This is a genomic window from Archangium violaceum (assembly GCF_016887565.1).
GTDB classification, from domain to species: domain Bacteria; phylum Myxococcota; class Myxococcia; order Myxococcales; family Myxococcaceae; genus Archangium; species Archangium violaceum_B.
The window spans coordinates 4068556-4086651 of sequence record NZ_CP069396.1; the positions used below are offsets into that span (position 1 = coordinate 4068556).

Consider the following 18096-nt stretch of genomic DNA (forward strand, 5'->3'; position numbering starts at 1 on the left):
CATCCAGGTGGTAATTGCGGGTAAGCTCTGGAAGAAGCTCCAGGCTTTCTCTTCGCTCGATTCCCAGGGGGCTCCCATTTCCGAGAACTCTCCCCAGATAGCCACCCCCTTCGGCAAGTACGTCCTCATCAAGCGGCTCGCGATGGGGGGGATGGCGGAGCTCTTCCTCGCGCAGGCGCCACCCCGCTCCGAGCTGGTGGTCATCAAGCGCATCCTCCCGTACCTCACGGAGGAGCCCGAGTTCGTCCAGATGTTCCTGGACGAGGCCCGCATCGCGGCGCAGCTGCACCACCCGAACATCGTCCAGGTGTTCGAGCTGGGGAAGATCGGCGAAAGCATCTTCATCGCGATGGAGTACGTGGAGGGCGCGGACCTGCGGCGCATCCTCGCGGAGGAGACGAAGTTCACCGCCGCGGTGCCCTACGCGGTGGCCTCGCGCATCTGCGCGCAGGTGGCCGCGGGCCTCGACTACGCGCACAACTCCAAGGGCGTGGATGGCCGGCCCCTCGGCCTCATCCACCGCGACGTCAGCCCGCAGAACGTGATGGTGGCCTATGACGGCTCGGTGAAGCTGGTGGACTTCGGCATCGCCAAGGCCGAGGCCCTCGCCGAGCGCAGCAAGCCGGGCGTCATCAAGGGCAAGTTCCTCTACCTGTCGCCCGAGGCGGTGATGCAGGAGCGGTTGGACCACCGCGCGGACATCTTCGCGCTGGGGACGATGCTCTACGAAATCACCACCGGGCGCTCGCCCTTCAGCCGCCCGACGACGGAGGCCATCCTCTACGGCATCCGCTTCGAGACGCCCTCGCCGCCCCACCTCATCCGCGACGACTACCCGCAGGAGCTGTCGCGCATCGTGATGAAGTGCCTGGCCAAGGACCGGGGCCAGCGCTACCAGCGCGGCTCGCAGGTGCAGGCGGACCTGGAGGCCCTGCTGGCCTCGGGCACGATGCGGGGCAGTGACGACGTGGCGGCCTACATCGCGCGGCTGCTGGGCGAGGAGGAGGAGCGCACCGTCCTCCACGTCCCCATCGCGAAGAACGTCCCCGTCGCCGCGCCGCAGGCCGCTGGCGGGGGTGGGGGCCTCACCTCGCGCCCCACGCGCCGCAGCAGCGCCGAGAACCTGCCCTCCGCGGGCTCGGCCGAGGCGCCCGAGCCGCCCACCGAGATGGCCCGCCCGCGCGACATGCTCGTCGCCCGGGCCCCCCTGGGCGACGAGGACGACGAGGAGCCCACCGCCATCCGCACCGTGCCCGGACGCGCGCAGCCCTCCAGCGTGGCGCCCGTCGCGGAGCGCCCGCAGCCCCGCGCTCCCACGGGCGAGTCCACCCTGCAGGATCGGCCCGCGCGTTCTTCCGGCTCCACGCCGATCCGGCGCCCCACGCCCGTGCGCAAGCCGGTCACCTCCGGCCCCGTCGCCGCGTTGGATCGCCGCCGGCCCCCGCCTCCCGTGGACGACGAGGGCTCGGAGTCCGTCTCCGTCACGCCGGCCACGACGAACGAGCGGCAGCCCGTGCGCGCCGCGGCCCTGTTCCGGGACGACGAGGACTCCCAGGTCGATTCCACGTCCGAGATGTCCGCCACCGCGGACCTGGTTCGCCCCAAGAGGGATGCCGACGACGACGAGTCCACCACCGGCTACGGCAACACCTATACGGAGACGAAGCCCGCCTCGTCCCCTGGGGCGCGCCGTCCGAACCTGTTGCTGTTCGTCGTCCTGGCGCTGTTGCTCGTCGCCGCCGCGGTGGCCGCGTGGCTGTTCCTGCTCGCGCCGGCCCCCAAGCCCGGACTGCGCAAGCCCCCCGAGCTCATGGAGGGCAGGGCGCCCGCCAGACCCGAGTCGGGCACGGGCACGGCCCCGGCCACTCCGTCTCCCACTCCCGAGTCGGGCACGGGAACCGCCGCCGCCACCCCGCCGGGTGCGACCGGGACCGACATCGAGGCAGGTGCGACAACGGTCTCCACTGTGCGGGAGACGGCGGGGGCTCCTCCGGAAGGTGAGCTTCCGAAGGTCCAGGCGCTGGCGGCGGGTGGTGCGGCCCCCGAGCAGGAGACCCAGGCCCAGACCCCCCCTCCTCCCGAGCCTCCGGCCGAGGTTCGCGTGGAATTCAAGGTGCTTGCCCGCACGGCGCTCAAGCTGGACGGACGGAGCGTGAAACCGGGTGTGTTCAACCTGACTCCCGGCTCCCACACCGTCGAGTACCGCTGCCCGGGCGTGCGGACCTTCAAGTCCCGGGAGCTGGATGTGCCCGCGAACGCGACCCGGCCGGTGGTCTTCCGGGTGGACAAGCAGGACTGCCGCAAGAGCCGCCGGTAGGGGTCCGCAGGAGGACATATACGGTGGGCTCCCCCTCCAGCGGACAAGTGGGCGAGGGTACGCGGGAGTGGATATAAGCCGTTGGAATTCCTGGGGATTCGCCTTCCTCATCGCGTTTACACGTGTCAGACGGGTCCTTAGAATCGGCCCCCGTCTATGGCCCGTGTGAAGAAGAAGAACCTGGCGAAGAAGCGGAGCTCGCCGGCGGGGCGTATCGCCCGCGAGCAGCCCATCGCACCCGAGCCCAATCGGTTGCTGAAGGTGTGGCGGCGCGTGCTCGAGCGCCGCTTGCGCACCCGGCTGCGCGCCCCGGTGGCGGTGGAGGTCCACGACAACACGCACACGATGCTCACGTTCCAACGTCACCGGGCGTTGTGGCGGCTGCGGCTGCACCACATGTTCCTGGCGGCGCCGGACGAGATCATCCAGGCGCTGGCGGACTTCGTGCGCAATGGCGACGCGGAGGCCAGCGTGCTGCTGGACAAGTTCATCGAGCGCAACAAGGCGTACATCCGCCGCATGTCTCCGGCGCAGATGCGCAAGCGCATGCGGCTGGAGCCGGTGGGGCAGCACCACGACCTGGGCCGCATCTTCGAGCGGCTCAACGGGCGCTACTTCCGGGGCCGCATCGACGCCGCCATCACCTACGGGCCGGCGCCGCGCGTCGTGCGGCCGCGCAAGAGCATCAAGATGGGCTCCTACTCGGCGGACTCGCGCGTCATCCGCATCCACCCGGCGTTGGATCAGCCCATGGTGCCGCGCTACTTCGTGGAGTGGATCGTCTTCCACGAGATGCTGCACCACGTGTACCGCACGCGCCGGGGCGAGGACGGGCGGCGCTGCATCCACCCGCCCGAGTTCCTGGAGCACGAGCGGCGCTTCCACGACTACTCGCGCGCGCAGGCCTGGGAGATGGAGAACCTGGACCTGCTGCTGCGCGCGCGCGTGTCGGCGTGAGCCGGGCCTCCCTCAGGGGAGGATGATGCCGCCGGGGCTGCGGCGCTCGGCGGTCTCCGGCGCCGCGGCCTGGGCCTGCTGTTCGGCCCGGGCCCGCGCCCGGGCCTCCACCTTGTCCCGTGTCGAAGGGGCGACGCGCTCCGCCATGGTGACGAGCAGGGCCTTCTCGTAGAGGCGCTCGGCGAAGCGCGAGGGCGGTTCGGTGGGGCCCCGCGCGAGCCGGCGGGCCTCGGCGCGAGCCACCCGGGCCGGGTGCTCCTTGCTGATCCGCTCGAAGTGCAGGGCCATCTCCCACAGGCGGCCGGCGTAGAGCTGGCGTGGCTCCGGTGGCGCGAAGAAGGCGCGGGCCTGGGCATGGGCCGCCTGGATGATCTCCTCGTTGCGCTGCGCCGGGGTGAGCGCCAGGGGGCTCGCCTCCAGCTCGTCCACCTTGAAGGCCAGCTTCTCCAGCTCGGCCACGGGGGGCAGCCAGCCGCGCATCTCCGGCTCGTCATGGAGCTTGTGGCCCTCGGTCATCGCGAGCCGCTCGTCCTCCGGCTCCGGTGGGGGAACCTCCAGCGGGACGTCCCGGGGCTGCACGCCCAGGTGGCGCAGCACCGCGTCGAGGCCCTCGGGGAAGGCGGTGCGCGTGCGCAGGTTCAGCCCCACGGCGGTGGCCAGCCGCTCAAGCGCCTCGGCAAGGGGGAGCTCCACGGCGGCATCGGGGCCGGGGCTCGTGGCCTGCTTCACCACGCGGCGGTACTCGCCACGGCTGAGCTCCACCACCTGGATGCGCTCCACGCCGCGCTCGTCCGAGTACAGCAACTGGATGGCCTCCAGCCCGCCGCCGCGCAGGGGGCGGGGTATCTCCAGGACGCGCTCGCCGGTGCCGTCGATGCTGGTGAGGAGTGCGGGAAGGGGCTCCGGGCCCGTCACCCCCGAGCGCACGGGAGCGGAGGCGGTGGGACGGGCCGGCTCGGTGACCTCCACGCCCCGGGAGCGCAGCCGGTAGAGCGCCTTCTTCGCCACCTTGGCGAGCGACTTGTGACTGGAGCCCGCGAGCGCCTCGGCGAGGGTGGGGCTGCCGGCGAGCACCGCGCCCTCGAGGAGGGCGGCCGCGAGCGGCTCGGGGAGGGCCTCGACGTCCGCGGGCGGCGCGGAGGCGGGCTCGGCGGCGAGTCCCCGGGCGCGCTCCACCACGTCGGGGGCGAAGTCAGGGAGGGGCGTGCCGGAGCGGAGCGCTTCCAGCAGGGTGCGCGGATCGGCCTGGGGGCTCTTGGTGGGCATGCGTCGACATGTAATGCACCCGGCGCGGCACGGTGAGGCCGAAGGGGGCCTCGTGGGCCGGAGGGCGACCACTGGCCCACACTTGCCGGGCCCGAGCGTTCAGCGGCGGCGCACCAGCCAGCTGTCCCCGGCCTGGGCGGCGATGGCCAGCTCCTGCTGGAGCCGGGCGCCGAAGATGCGCGAGGGGTGGGCGCCCCGGACGAGGAAGTGGTCGTACGCGGGCCCCTGCGCGGCGTAGTCGAAGGCATCGGGCCGCCACTCGGAGGGGAAGGTGGGAGGGGGCGTACCGCGGTAGCGCAGGGGCGAGTGGGGCGTGAGGGCGAAGCTGAAGTTGGTGCTGCCGCCGCGAGCGCGGGCCAGCTCCGCGGCGCCGTGGAGGAAGACGGGGTGGCGCACCACGCGCGACGTGGTGTCGAAGATGAGCCCCATGACGCGGGGCCGGGGCGCGGTGGCCTCCACGAGCGCATCCCACTCGGAGGCCTCGCGGGAGAAGTCGCGGAAGCCCCGGCCCAGCACGAGCGCCAGCGGCAGCGCGCAGGCGGCGCTGGCCCACAGCAGCGGACGACGCAGCGAGACGTGGGTCAGCGGGAGGCTCGCCACGGCGAGCACGGCGGCGAGCTGCGCATAACGGGTGTTCAGGTAGTAGATGTAGCCGCGGATGTCGAAGGGGAGCAGGAAGAAGAGGCCCAGGGCGATGACGACGAGGCCCGGCAGGCGCAGGCGCGCCACGAGCCCCTCGCCGCTGGGCTCCCCGCGCACCACGCCCAGCACGAGCGCGCACGCGGCCACCGCGCCCACGGCGTAGAGGGGCCAGCGGTCCGAACCATCCCGGAGCAGGTTGGCGAGCACCTCGAGCAGCTCGGCGCGGTTCTGCGCGAAGGTCTTCCAGGAGAGGTTCTGGGGGGACAGCATGGGGCCCCAGGCCCGCCAGGGCGCGCCGGCCTCCACCTGGGAGGGCTGGCCCAGGCGCAGCACCACCCACGCGAGGAAGAGGCCCACGCCGGGCACCACGCCCGCGAGCGCGGCGAGCCGGGGCCGCAGCCGCGCGGCGAGTCCCTTCGCGCCACCATCCTCGGGGACGCGCGTGGTGAGGAGCAGCCAGGGCAGGGCGAGCCCGAGGAAGGCGAAGGCCTGCACGTGGAAGAGGAGGACGGCGACGAGGCACACGGCCAGCCCGGCGGCCCAGGCGCGGCGCCGCGCGGTGTCGGTGAGGGCGCGGACGAAGAGGCCGCAGCACAGGAGGGCCAGGGGCAGCGCGGCGAGGTAGTTGACGAAGCCCCACCCGAAGCTGTCGCCGTAGGCCAGGGGCAGGGCCAGCAACGAGGGCCACGTCGGCCGTCCGAGGCCGCGCAGCAGGAAGGCGAGCGACAGGGGCAGGCCCACCACGTAGGCGGAGAGGAAGAGCCGGTTGGCCAGGTCCAGCGGAAGCAGCCACTGGAGGAGACTGACGAGGTAGTAGTAGCCCAGGTAGGGCGTCAGCTCGTGCCGCGCGGCGAAGAGGCGGGGATAGAGGGTGGTGGGGTCATCCAGCCGGTGGAGGACGGAGATGAGGTGGAGGTGCTGCGGCAGGTCCACCATGGGCAGGTGAGAGGACACCCAGAGGGGCAGGGCCCCCAGCACGAGGGCGGCGGCATAGACGAGGCGATCGGTTCGCGCGGACACGGGTGGGGCGGACTGTACGCGGCGCCTCCGGCCGTCGCGAGCACGACGGTCGCCTGCTCGCTGGATGACCCTGCCGGGCGAGGGCGGACAGCGACGTCCACCCGGTTTGGACAGGGGGGAGGGGCTGGGCTATAGCCCGAGGGGATATCGGGTCTCCGGACGGTGACCCGGGAGGTATGTCGAGCATGAAGCACATCGGAATGACGCTGGCGACGGTGATGATGGGCGGCGTGCTGTTCGTGGCGGGCGAGGCGGGGGCCTGTGAGGGCCATCACGCCAGGGCCGACGCGCCGCCCGCGGCGGTGGAGCCGGCCAAACAGGAGAAGGCGACCTCGACGGAGGCGGCTCCGGCGAAGACGGACAAGGCGGGCGAGCTGCACGCGGCGAAGTGTCAGTGCGGCAGCGCGGCGGACTGCACCTGCAAGAAGGGCACGTGCGAGTGCCCCAAGTGCAAGAAGCGGCACGACGTGGTGCAGCCCCTGGAGGCAGAGGGCCGTGCGCCCGAGGTGCGGAAGGCCCGCCTGGACGCCTCGGCCGGCGTCTTCATCTGACGGCCTTCACCACGAGCAGGGGAGGCAGTCGCAGCCGGGCGAAGCCGGTGAGGCCCGCGGCGGAGAGGGCGTGCTTGAGGTCCTCCTCCTCGCGAGGGTGGAGGCCGGCCCGGCGCTGAACGAAGGTGGAGGCGCGGCCCGGAGGCATCCAGGTGCTGGCCACGAAGTGTCCGCCGGGGCGCAGCACGCGGTGCACCTCCAGCAGCAGCTTGCCCAGGTCCGAGATGAAGTGCAGCGAGTGGGCCAGCAGCACCGCCCCCAGCGAGCCATCCTGGAAGGGCAGGTAGGGAGCCTCGGCGCGCAGGTAGTCCACGCGCACACCGGCCTCATGGCCCTGGTCCACGGCCTCCTCAAGCATGGCCCGGGACACGTCCATGCCCACCACGGGGGGCATGTCCGGCTCGCGCGCCAGACGGCGGGCGAAGAGTCCGGTGCCGGTGCCCAGGTCCAGCACGGGGGCCGCGGGTTGCCCCAGCAGGGAGCGGTACAGCAGGTACTCGCTGTCGCGGTCCAGGGGAGGGGCCGCGAGGGCGCGCTGCAGGGCGGGGCGCACGTAGCGCTCATAGGAGCGGACGATGAGCCGCTGCTCCATGCCGCGCTGCGCCAGGGCGGGCGAGACCGCCTCCAGCACCAGGTCGGCCACACCCTCGGTCACCGGGTAGCTGGCATGACACTCGGAGCAGAGCAGCGGGCCGAAGACGACCTCGGGAGTATCCCGCTCCGGCGCCAGCCCACTACGACGGCAGCGGGGGCAGCGCAGCAGCTGGAGGATGACGCGTTGCATACCCGTCCCACGGTAGCGCCGGGCCCTGACATCCACCACCACCAAGCAACGCCCACCAGGCAACACCCTCTCCCTTCGGGAGAGGGCCGGGGTGAGGGTACCGGTCACCGTGCCAGGTGCCCGTGCCTCAGGCGCTGGTGTCTTCGGTGGCGACGAGCACGGGCCAGCCGCGGGCCATGGCCTCGCGGAAGAAGCTGGCCAGCTCATGGCGGGCGCCGTTCACCGCCCCGAGGAAGGGATCGATGAGGGACTCCTCGCCCAGGCTGCGGTTGGGGTTGAGCTCCACGCCATGGCCGCAGCGCTCGCAGCGGATGGACACGGGCCGAACCAGGGCCACGGGGACGGCGTAGCGCGCGTTGCACTCGCCGCACTTCCAGACGAGGGCGCGCTCACCGGCCTCGCGCCTGGCCATCGAGTCCAGCTCGTCGGCCAGCCGCAGCAGCGCGGGCAGGTCCTGGGGAGGCTGGGCGAAGACGGCGCAGGGGCCGAAGCCGGAGCCGGGGCTGCCCAGGTTGGGCGGCCGGTCGCCCTGGAGCAGGGCGCGCAGCCGGTCCTTGGCCTTCACGTCCCGGAACTCGGCGCTCGCCAGGGCGCGCTCCACCGCTTCCTGCATCGGCGGCAGCTCCGGTTCGAGCCGCTCGTCCGAGGGCAGTGCTTGAGGATGGGCCACCACGCGGTGGCCAGGGATTGCGACAAATCGGAAACCCACGATGGCTCCAAATCGCACCGCGCCGTCTTCGGTGCAAGACACGAATACGGCGCTGCGGCGGAATTGCCGCTCTCGCGACAGACGGCGCGGCGCGTCAATGACTCACTGTGACCATTCGAGCATCCGCTGCAGCGGCGCGAGCGCGGCGGACTGCAAATCCTCCGGCAGCGTCAGCTCCGGCGTCCGGTCCCTCATACACCGATACAGCTTCTCCATCGTGTTGAGTCGCATGTACGGGCACTCGTTGCACGAGCAACCGTTGTCCGGCGGGGCGGGGATGAAGTGCTTGTCCGGGGCGCCCTTCTGCATCTGGTGGAGGATGCCGGCCTCGGTCACCACGATGAACTCCCGCTTGGGGCTCTTGAGCACGTAGTCCAGCAGCCCCTTGGTGGAGCCGATGTAGTCGGCGTGCCGCAGCACGGCCTCCTCGCACTCGGGGTGGGCGACCACTTCGGCCTCCGGGTGCTGCACCTTGAGCTGCACCAGGCGCTTCTCGCTGAAGATTTCGTGGACGATGCAGCTGCCCGGCCACAGCACCATGTCGCGGCCAGTCTGTTTCACCACGTAGCGGCCCAGGTGCTGGTCGGGGGCGAAGAGGATGCGCCTGTCCTTGGGGATCTGGTTGACGATCTTCACGGCGTTGGAGGACGTGCAGATGACGTCGCTCATCGCCTTCACGGCGGCCGAGCTGTTGACGTAGCTCACCACGAAGTGGTCCGGGTGCTTCTCCTTGAAGGCCCGGAAGGCCCCGGGTGGGCAGCGGTCCGACAGCGAACAGCCCGCCTTCAGGTCCGGCAGGAGCACCTGGCGGGTAGGGTTGAGGATCTTCGCCGTCTCCGCCATGAAGTGGACACCGCAGAAGACGATGACGTCCGCCTTCGTCCTGGCCGCGGCCTGGGCGAGCGCCAGGCTGTCGCCGACGAAGTCCGCCACGTCCTGGATCTCACTCTCCTGGTAGTAGTGAGCGAGGATGACGGCGTTGAGTTTCCGCTTCAGTTCCTGGATTTCCCGCTCGTAGTCCACTTCGGCGCCCATCACGTCTCCTTCCCGGTTCATTTAACCGGGGGCTGGAAGGCGGGCCAAGGACGAATCCCCGGTTCCTTCGGGGCGAGGCCCCTCGGGGCACCCAGGCAGGGGAGCGGTACCCCGGTCCATTGGAGCCACTGTCGGTGTTCCAACGGCCACTTGACGCCACCCGTGCCAGGAACCGCTAAGATATTCCCAGGACCGTACTGCCGCGGTTGAAGCCCCCCTCCCCCCTGGTGTCCTGGATGCTGGACGTTGGCAAAGGCTGTCTCGCGTCACGAGTGGAGCGGCGAGGGTCGGTACGGGCGTATGGGCCGTATCCAGAAGAGCGAGCGATCGGTGCCGACTTCGGGTGAACGGCCTGCCTGCTGAGGAGGGGTCCATGAGTGTCCCGATGCGAGACGTCCTGGTGGTGCACCCGAACGCGGGCAGGAGGGCCGCGCTCGCCTCCGCGCTCCCCTCCCACCGCGTGGTGGCGGTGGAGTCCAAGGTGGAGGCGGCGTTGCGGATGGTGAACGTCGCTCCGGCGTTGATCATCGCGCCTCCGGATGATGCCCGGCATTTCCTGCGGGAGGTGGACCGGTCCGCGCCCGACGCGGTGCGTGTCTTCATCTGCTCGCAGACGGATCCGGCGGGCCTGGAGGAGCTCATGCAGAGCGCCGCCGAGGGCCACGTCTTCAGCATCCTCGACGACACGCTGGCGGGGCCGGAGCTGGGTCGGACCATCTCCCACCTCCTGCAGTACCGCGGATGCGCCAGCGTCACGCTCTCCACGCCGTACTCCGTCCGCTTCGGGCTGCACGGGCAGACGTACCAGGCCCGGTGCCTGGAGATGGGCAACTTCGGGGCCACGTTGCAGCTGCCCATCGAGGTTCCCATCACGGCGGTGCCCCCGGGCACGGCGTTGCAGGACGTGTTCATCGAGCGCGAGGGGCAGCTCATCTTCCGGGCGGCGTGGGCGCACGTGCAGCGGGCCCAGCCGGTGCGGGAATTGGACGTGGTGCCCCACCTGCGGCTGGGCATCTCCTGGAGCACGGCGATGTACCAGCCGCCCCAGGCCCCCTCGATGACGACGGCCGAGCCCTCCGAGGTGGTCTCCACCCTGCGCAAGGCCCTGCGGCGGGAGATCGGCCTGTGGCTGCAGATGGCGGACAACCACTCCATCCAGATCCGCCTGGAGTCCCCCTCCATCGACGTGGTGGACGACATCGCCATCCTGCGCGGCCAGGGCACCTCGCTCTTGCCGGGCACGGTGGGGGACGTGGTGCACCTGTCCTTCGAGATGGGCGGACAGAGCTACTCCGGCGTGGGGAGCCTGCTGGACATCTCCCCGGACGGCAAGACGATGGTGCGCATCCCGCGCAGCCTCACGCTGCGCAACTGGCGCACCCTGCCGCGCTTCAAGCCCGGGCCCAATCACCGCTTCCTGCTCTCCTTCAAGGCGCCGGTGACGGGGCAGCTCACCACCCGGGCGGTGCTCGACCTGAGCGCCGGTGGCCTGTCCTTCCCCTTCGACGCCTCGTGCGAGATCCTCCCGGCGGGCCTTCAGTTCGATGCCTCGCTGCTGCTGCCAGACGGCTCCGAGGCGGAGTGCCAGCTGGAGATCCGCTCCATCCAGATGCTGCGCACGCCCAGCCCGGATGGACAGCTGCGCCCCTTCCGCGCCGGCGTCCGCTTCTCCCGGCTCCCGGAGCACGCGCGCCGCAGCATCCTCGATGCCTTCGTCACCGCGCGCTGTCCCTCGGCCATCAATGGCGGTCACGTACCCTTCCAGGAGCTGTGGGACCTGATGGAGGCGGCCCGCTACCGCTTCCACCCGGACTACCCCTTCAACTCGAGCAAGGACGTGGAGCTGTTGGAGGACGCCCATCGCAAGCTGTACATCCCCGGGGAGCTCGGCCGTTCCATCGTCTTCCGGGAGGGGCAACGGGCCATCGGGCACCTGGCGGGCCTGCGCAGCCACTCGCGCACCTGGCTGCTCCAGCAGCTGTGCGTGCTCCCCGGCTTCCACCGCAACCAGTGGGTCTCCTACGAGCTGAGCACCACGCTCGTCGAGTTCGGCGAGGCGCTCGAGGACATCGAGTTCATCCGCTACACGTGGCGCCGGGACAACCGCTGGCCCAACCGCTTCGGCAGCTGGTTGGCCCGCGTCATGGACAGCCCGGGGCTCAGCCTGTTGCGGCACTACAACTACATGCGCCTGCCCCTGGCCACCGAGCGTCAGCGGCCCGCGGGGTTGCTGCCGGTGCGCGAGTCCACGCACGCCGACCGCGTCTGGCTGGAGAACCACCTGCGCGCCCGCGGCGAGTGGGTGCGGGTGCTGGGCGAGGACCTGGAGGCGGACCGCCTGGAACTGGACGCGCTCGGGGAGCGTTTCCACCAGCACGGGTTGTATCGCCACCGGCGCATGTTCGTCGTCGATGGGGAGGATGGCCCGCTGGCCCTCGCGCTCGCGGAGGAGGGCACTCCCGGGCTCAGCCTCATCGAGGCCACCAACGCCTTCTGGCTGGTGGTGCCCGAGCGCTCCCACCCCCGGGCCCGTCTGGCCGTCCAGTCGCTCACCGAGCGCTGCGTGGAGCATGCGCGTGAGCGCGGTCGTCCATCCGCGCTCGGCTTCGTCGACGGGGAGGATGTCGAGGTGCTCCTGGAAGCCGGGTTCACGGACCTCGGTCGCTTCTCCGAGTGGATCTTCCACCGTTCGTTGATCCGCAGGTGGTGTGAGCTGTGGAAGTCCGTTTTCGAGCGGTTCGTGCGAGAATCGGACGTGGATGTGATGGCCGGAGTGGAGGACCCCTGATGTACATCATGGAGTCGGAGGACGAGACGCGGCGGCTGATCGTCCAGGAGCAGTCGGACGAGGCCCTCCAGAAGCTGCTGCGCGCGGGGCTCCGGCCCGGAGATCGTGTGCTCGACGCGGGATGCGGCCCGGGCTTCATCTCGGGGATGATCGCGGACCTGGTGGGGCCCACGGGACACGTGACGGGGATCGACATCAACCCCGATCGGCTGGCGGAGGCCTCGCGGCTCAACGCCCAGCGGAGCCACACGCGCTTCCTCAAGGGAGACGTGCGCACCATTGAGCTGCCGGATGGGGCGTTCGACTTCACCTGGTGCCAGTTCGTGCTGGAGTACCTGCCGGATCGCCGCCCGGCGCTGGCGGAGCTGATCCGCGTGACGCGGCCGGGCGGGCGCCTGGTGCTCTCGGAGATCGACGGCTTCGGCCTGGGCAACTGGCCCTTCCCGCCTGCTCTCCAGGAGAGCTGCAAGACGTTCATCGACGCGCTGAGTCAAACGGGCTTCGACTTCTATGTCGGGCGCAAGCTCTTCACGGAGCTGCGGCAGGCCGGTTTGGTGGACCTGCGGGTGCATCTGCTGCCACAGTATGTGGTCGCGGGTGCGGCGGACTCGCGCATGATTCAGGATTGGGAAATCCGCTTCGCGGCGCTCGAGCCGGTGGTGGCACCGGCCTTCGCCAACCGTGAGGCCTACCAGCGGCATTGTCGCGACTACCTGCGGATGCTGATGGAGCCGGACACGCTGAAGTTCGCGGTCCGGCTGGTGACCGAGGGACGAAGACCTTGATGGCAGCCAACGTGGAGCAGGAGCACAACTCGCTCGCGGACAACGCGCCGGACGTGAGCGTACGCACGACGTGCGCCTCGCTGCTGCTCTACTTCGAACATACCTACGGCGCGGCGCGGCTGGAGGACGTGTGGGCCCGGCACCGGCCCAGCCTCTCGCTCGAGTACCTGCGAACGACGACGAACTTCATCTCCCTGCGCTTCCTGGAGTCGCTGGCCGAGCTGCTGGTGAAGGAGTCGGGGGACTCGCACTTCATGCGCAAGGCGGGGCTCTTCCTGGCCTCGCCGGAGGCGCTGGGGTTCGCCTACTACATGCTCCGGGCCTTCGGCTCGGTGCCGGTGTGCTACCGCAAGACGATCGATCTCACGCCCAGCTACAACCGGGTGGGCAGCTTCGAGATCCTGCGGCTGGAGCGGGGCCGGATGGAGCTGCTGTACCGGAGCCGCGTCCCGGAGAGCAACCGCAACATCTGCGAGCTGCGGATGGGGCAGTTCTCCTCGTTCCCGACCATCTGGGGATTGCCGCCGGCCGAGGTGCACGAGAGCCAGTGCCAGGTGCAGGGGGCGGACGCGTGCCGCTACCACCTGCGGTGGATGGATCCGCTGCCGACGTGGGGCCGGTACACGGGCCTGCTGGCGGGAGTGGTGGGCGGGGTGGGGGCGAGCATGCTGGGGCTGGGCCCCGCGGGCTTCACGGTGACGGCGCTGGGGCTGGCCGGGGTGTCGCTGGGCAACTGGTGGGACCTGCGGCGCGAGATGCGGCGCAAGGACGAGGCGCTCAACGAGCAGGCCAAGGGCATGATGGGGTCGCTCGAGGAGCTGCAGCAGCGCTACGACGAGATGTTCCGCATCAACGTGGCCCTGGAGGACCGGGTCGCGTCGCGTACGCGCGAGCTCACCGAGGCCAACGCCCGCCTGGAGACGGCGCTCGCCAAGCAGAAGGAGCTGGACCGGCTCAAGAGCGAGTTCTTCGACAACGTGAGCCACGAGCTGCGCACGCCGCTCACGCTCATCCTCCTCACGCTGGACTCGCTGATGCAGCGGGGCCCGGGGGAGCTGTCGCCCGTCATCCTGCAGCACCTGGAGACGATGAACCGCAGCGCCTCGCGGCTGTTGCGGCTCATCAACAACCTGCTGGACCTGGCGCAGATGGAGGCGGGCAAGGCGCGGCTGCGCTACGAGCCGTTGGAGATGCACGGCTTCCTGTCCTCGCTGCTGGTGCCCTTCCACGTGGCGGCGGAGAAGAAGGGCGTGGGGCTGAAGCTGGAGGGCGCTCCGGTGTCGGCCGTGCTGGTGGACGTGCCGCGCGTGGAGAGCGTCTTCCAGAACCTCGTCTCCAACGCCCTCAAGTTCACCAACCAGGGCGCGGTGACGGTGCGCCTGTACGAGGACGACACCTGGGTGCACGTGGAGGTGGGGGACACCGGCGTGGGCATCTCCGCGCAGGACATGCCGGTCATCTTCGACCGCTTCGCCCAGGCGGACTCCAATGGCACGCGGCGCTTCGGCGGCACGGGCATCGGCCTGGCGCTGGTGAAGGAGACGCTGGAGCTGCACGCGGGTGGCATCGAGGTGACGAGCGAGCTGGGAAAGGGCTCCACCTTCCACGCGCGGCTGCCCAAGGGCGCCGCGCACGTGCGTGAGGATCTGCGCGAGGGCAAGGAGGGCGAGCTGGCGGTCCGGCCCACGCGCCGCTCGGACCTGACGGCGCTGCTGGCCCCGGCGGCCCCGGTGTCCTCGAGCGTGATGGATGCGCTGCCGGACACTCCGGACTCCGAGGCCAGCCCGGACGCGCCTCGCATCCTGGTGGTGGAGGACGAGCCGGAGATCCGCGCCTTCCTGCGCAGCGTGCTGCGGCCCTACTACCGCCTGCTGGAGGCCACCAACGGCGACGAGGGCCTGAAGATGGCCCTGAAGGAGCGGCCGGATCTGATCGTCTCGGACGTGATGATGCCCGTCATGTCCGGCATGCAGATGCTGACGGCGCTGCGCGACGCGCCGGAGACGGTGGACACGCCCATCATCCTGCTCACCGCGCGCCAGGAGGTGGACGCCAAGGTGGAGGGCCTCTCCATGGGGGCCAACGACTACCTGGGCAAGCCCTTCTCGCCGAGGGAGATGCTGGCGCGCATCGAGGCGCAGCTGCGCCTGCGCGACGCGGCGGTGCGCGCGGCGGAGAACGAGCGGCTGGCGGCCACGGGCCTGCTCACCTCGGGCTTCGCCCACGAGGTGCGCAACCCGCTCAACGGCCTGATGAACGCGCTGCTGCCGCTGCGCGAGAGCCTGACCAGCGGCAACCTGGACCCGGGCATGGCCGTGGCCATGTTGGACCTCATCGAGGAGTGCGGTCAGCGCATCCGCGGCCTGGCCGAGGGCCTGTTGTCCTTCGTGCGCACCGGCAGCAAGGCGGTGGCGGTGGACCTGGGCGCCTCGCTGGACGCCAGTGTGCAGGCGCTCTCGTGGCGGCTGCCGCCGGACATGAAGGTGGAGCGCGACTACCAGTGCCCCGAGCCGGTGTGGGGAGATCCGGGTTCGCTCAACCAGGTCTGGGTGAACCTGCTGGACAACGCGGTGCGTGCCATCAAGCCGGACGGCATCGTGAAGGTGTCCACGGTGCGCGATGGCAATGACGCGGTGGTGTCCATCGTGGACAACGGCGTGGGCATCAAGCCCGAGCACATGGATCGGCTCTTCCAGCCCTTCTTCTCCACGCGGGACGCGGGAGAGGGGACGGGCCTCGGGCTGGCGCTCTGCCAGCGCATCATCATGCGCCAGGGTGGCCGCATCCGGATCTTCAGCGACTACGGCAAGGGGACCCGAGTGGAGGTGCGGCTGCCGCTGGAGGCCAACCCGGATCGAATCCTTCCGCCGCTGCTCTCCAACGCCAAGCCGACCCAGCCGCACTGGCGCACCTAGAGTGTCCGACGAGTCCATGGACATGCTCGGGTTGAGCATGCACCCTCTCCCTCTGGGAGAGGGCGGGGGGTGAGGGTAGGTGGTCCCCGGACTTCGTGGACCCGCCACCGGGAGACGCAGGTGAAGAAACCCGAGACGAAGAAGGCGAAGAAGACGCCGTTGCCGAAGAAGAAGACGCCCGTGGAGGAGACGCCAATCATCTCCTTCGCGAAGCGGGGCGAGTGGTCGGTCTGGCTGGCGTCGAACCACACATCATCGCGCGGCGTGTGGCTGAAACTCGCCAAGAAGGCGTCCGGGGTGGCGTCGGTGACCTATGCGGAGGCGGTCGAGGTGGGGCTCGCGTGGGGGTGGATCGACGGCCAGAGGAGGAGCCATGACGACACGGCGTTTCTCCAGAAGTTCACGCCGCGCGGCCCCCGGAGCATCTGGTCCAAGATCAACCGCGAGAAGGCGCTGGCGCTCATCGCGGCGGGCGAGATGAAGCCGGCGGGACTGGCGGAGGTCGAGCGCGCGAAGCGGGACGGACGCTGGGACGCGGCCTATGACTCACCGAGTCGTGCCAGCGTGCCCGAGGACCTGGCGGCCGCCCTCGCCGCGAACCCCCGTGCGGCCGAGTTCTTCGCCACACTGAACGCGACGAACCGCTACGCGGTGCTGTTCCGGCTCCAGACCGTGAAGAAGGCCGAGACCCGGGCCAGACGCATCGCGCTCTACGTCGAGATGCTCGCCCGTCACGAGAAGCTGCATCCCTGATACGGGGGGGCCGGCAACCCATCCAGCCGGACCGGCGCACGGAGGGTCGGTTGCCGCTCAGACCCTTCTGACAGGTGAGGTGGGGTTCTGCTACAACCGGGAGCCTTTTTTCTCTCCCCCCACCCGCGAGGAAACCCGCGCATGGCCCAGAGCACTGCCTCTGCCCCGACCGAGACCCGAGGTCACCCGAAGGGACTCTACCTGCTGTTCACCACCGAGATGTGGGAGCGCATGAGCTATTACGGCATGCGCGCCCTGCTCGTGCTGTACATGGTGAGCGCCTCCGACAAGCACGGCTTCGGCTGGTCCCAGTCCAAGGCGCTGGAGATCTACGGCATCTACACGGGCCTGGTGTACCTGACGCCGGTGGTGGGCGGTTTCCTGGCGGACCGCTACCTGGGGCAGCGGCTGTCGGTGGTCATCGGCGGCATCCTGATGATGCTGGGCCAGTTCGTGCTGGCGATGCCCGGCACGGTGGAGGCGCTCTTCTACGCGGGCCTGGGCCTGCTGGTGGTGGGCAACGGCTTCTTCAAGGCGAACATCTCCACCATGGTGGGCGGGCTGTACGCGCCCGGTGACGCGCGCCGCGACGGTGCCTTCACCATCTTCTACATGGGCATCAACCTGGGAGCGCTGCTGGCCTCGGCGGTGTGCGGCACGCTGGGTGAGAAGTTCGGCTGGACGTGGGGCTTCGGCTCCGCGGGCGTGGGCATGGGGCTCGGCGTGGTCATCTTCCTGGCCTTCGCCAACCGCCTGCTGGGCGACGTGGGCAAGGCGCCCAAGAAGGTGGAGAGCAAGACGGGAGCGCCGGCGGTGTCCTCGGCGGCCCTGACGCGCGAGGAGAAGGACCGCATCGTGGTCATCTTCGTGCTGGCGCTCTTCGTCGTCTTCTTCTGGGCGGCCTTCGAGCAGGCCGGTGGCCTGATGAACCTCTACACGGACGCGAAGGTGGACCGGAGCGTGTTCGGCTGGGAGGTGCCCACCACCTGGTTCCAGGCCGTGAACCCCATCTTCATCCTCCTGCTGGGTCCCATCTTCGCGGAGCTGTGGACGGGGCTGGGGCGGCGGAGCAAGGACCCCTCGATTCCGGCGAAGATGGCGATGGGCCTGCTGCTGGTGTCGTTCGGCTTCGTGTTCATGCTGGGGGCGTCCAAGCAGAGCGATGCGTCGGGCAAGGCGGCGCTGTTCTGGGTGGTGGCGGCCTACTTCTTCCACACGGCGGGCGAGCTGTGCCTGTCGCCGGTGGGCCTCTCGATGGTGACGAAGCTGGCGCCGGTGAAGTACGCCTCGGCGCTGATGGGTGTGTGGTTCGTCGCGAACGCGGTGGCCAACTACCTGGCGGGCCTCATCGGCGGCTACGCGGAGAAGATGGGCGAGTTCGATCTGTTCCTCGCCATCACCGTGGCCACGGCGGCGGCGGGTGGAGTGCTGCTGGCGATCGCGCCGATGCTGAAGCGGATGATGCACGGTGCGGACGAGGCCAGGCCCGCGGTGGCGCAGCCGGCCACGGGGGCGGAGTCGAAGCCGGGCATCCAGGCGGCCTAGCTGCCCCTGGAACCCCGTCCCTCTGGAAC

General features: G+C 70.3%; 13 protein-coding genes. 8 read left to right on the top strand and 5 right to left on the bottom strand.

Features of this window, described 5'->3' with window-relative positions; all coding sequences use genetic code 11:
- The first annotated feature begins 7 nt into the window (after positions 1-7).
- Both JRI60_RS16870 and JRI60_RS16875 read left to right on the top strand, forming a co-directional pair.
- Positions 8-2317 carry a serine/threonine protein kinase gene (locus JRI60_RS16870; protein WP_239470558.1) on the top strand — a complete coding sequence of 770 codons (2310 nt, stop codon included), beginning with the start codon at positions 8-10 and terminating at the stop codon, positions 2315-2317.
- Positions 2318-2473: 156 nt separating this feature from the next.
- Positions 2474-3274, top strand: a complete 801-nt coding sequence (locus JRI60_RS16875; protein ID WP_239470559.1) for a hypothetical protein — start codon at positions 2474-2476, stop codon at positions 3272-3274.
- 12 nt (positions 3275-3286) lie between these two features.
- Here the strand turns inward: JRI60_RS16875 and JRI60_RS16880 are convergent, their stop codons facing one another.
- On the bottom strand, positions 3287-4540 hold the full coding sequence (locus tag JRI60_RS16880) for a hypothetical protein (RefSeq protein WP_204226892.1): 1254 nt from the start codon (positions 4538-4540) through the stop codon (positions 3287-3289).
- 99 nt (positions 4541-4639) lie between these two features.
- The gene (locus tag JRI60_RS16885; protein WP_204226893.1) at positions 4640-6202 is read right to left on the bottom strand and encodes a hypothetical protein; all 1563 of its coding nucleotides are present in this window, start codon (positions 6200-6202) and stop codon (positions 4640-4642) included.
- Positions 6203-6387: 185 nt separating this feature from the next.
- Between JRI60_RS16885 and JRI60_RS16890 the strand changes: the two genes are divergently transcribed.
- Complete coding sequence (locus JRI60_RS16890; protein ID WP_204226894.1) at positions 6388-6753, top strand: metallothionein; 366 nt, start codon at positions 6388-6390, stop codon at positions 6751-6753.
- On the opposite strand, the gene JRI60_RS16895 is transcribed toward JRI60_RS16890, so the two are convergent.
- The 3 genes from JRI60_RS16895 to nadA all read right to left on the bottom strand — a co-directional run bounded on the left by JRI60_RS16895 (position 6746) and on the right by nadA (position 9281).
- Positions 6746-7537, bottom strand: coding sequence for a class I SAM-dependent methyltransferase (locus JRI60_RS16895; RefSeq protein WP_204226895.1), 792 nt, complete (start codon positions 7535-7537; stop codon positions 6746-6748). The two genes, JRI60_RS16890 and JRI60_RS16895, sit on opposite strands and share 8 nt — an antisense overlap.
- A gap of 127 nt (positions 7538-7664) precedes the next feature.
- Positions 7665-8246, bottom strand: a complete 582-nt coding sequence (locus JRI60_RS16900; RefSeq protein ID WP_204226896.1) for a hypothetical protein — start codon at positions 8244-8246, stop codon at positions 7665-7667.
- 102 nt (positions 8247-8348) lie between these two features.
- The gene (gene nadA, locus JRI60_RS16905) at positions 8349-9281 is read right to left on the bottom strand and encodes a quinolinate synthase NadA (protein WP_204226897.1); all 933 of its coding nucleotides are present in this window, start codon (positions 9279-9281) and stop codon (positions 8349-8351) included.
- Positions 9282-9654: 373 nt separating this feature from the next.
- On the opposite strand from nadA, the gene JRI60_RS16910 reads away from it, so the two are divergent.
- From JRI60_RS16910 to JRI60_RS16930, 5 genes are all read left to right on the top strand, one after another.
- Positions 9655-12069, top strand: coding sequence for a PilZ domain-containing protein (locus tag JRI60_RS16910; RefSeq protein WP_204226898.1), 2415 nt, complete (start codon positions 9655-9657; stop codon positions 12067-12069).
- Entirely contained in the window at positions 12069-12854 is a 786-nt protein-coding gene (locus tag JRI60_RS16915) for a methyltransferase domain-containing protein (protein ID WP_239470561.1), read from the top strand. The genes JRI60_RS16910 and JRI60_RS16915 overlap by 1 nt, the downstream gene beginning before the upstream one ends.
- Positions 12854-15769: an ATP-binding protein gene (locus JRI60_RS16920; RefSeq protein WP_204226899.1), complete on the top strand. Its 2916-nt coding sequence runs from the start codon at positions 12854-12856 to the stop codon at positions 15767-15769. Before JRI60_RS16915 ends, JRI60_RS16920 begins: the two co-directional genes overlap by 1 nt.
- A 120-nt stretch (positions 15770-15889) precedes the next feature.
- Entirely contained in the window at positions 15890-16522 is a 633-nt protein-coding gene (locus tag JRI60_RS16925; protein WP_239470562.1) for a YdeI/OmpD-associated family protein, read from the top strand.
- A 141-nt stretch (positions 16523-16663) separates the two neighbouring features.
- The gene (locus JRI60_RS16930; protein ID WP_204226900.1) at positions 16664-18067 is read left to right on the top strand and encodes a peptide MFS transporter; all 1404 of its coding nucleotides are present in this window, start codon (positions 16664-16666) and stop codon (positions 18065-18067) included.
- The last annotated feature ends 29 nt before the right edge of the window (positions 18068-18096 follow it).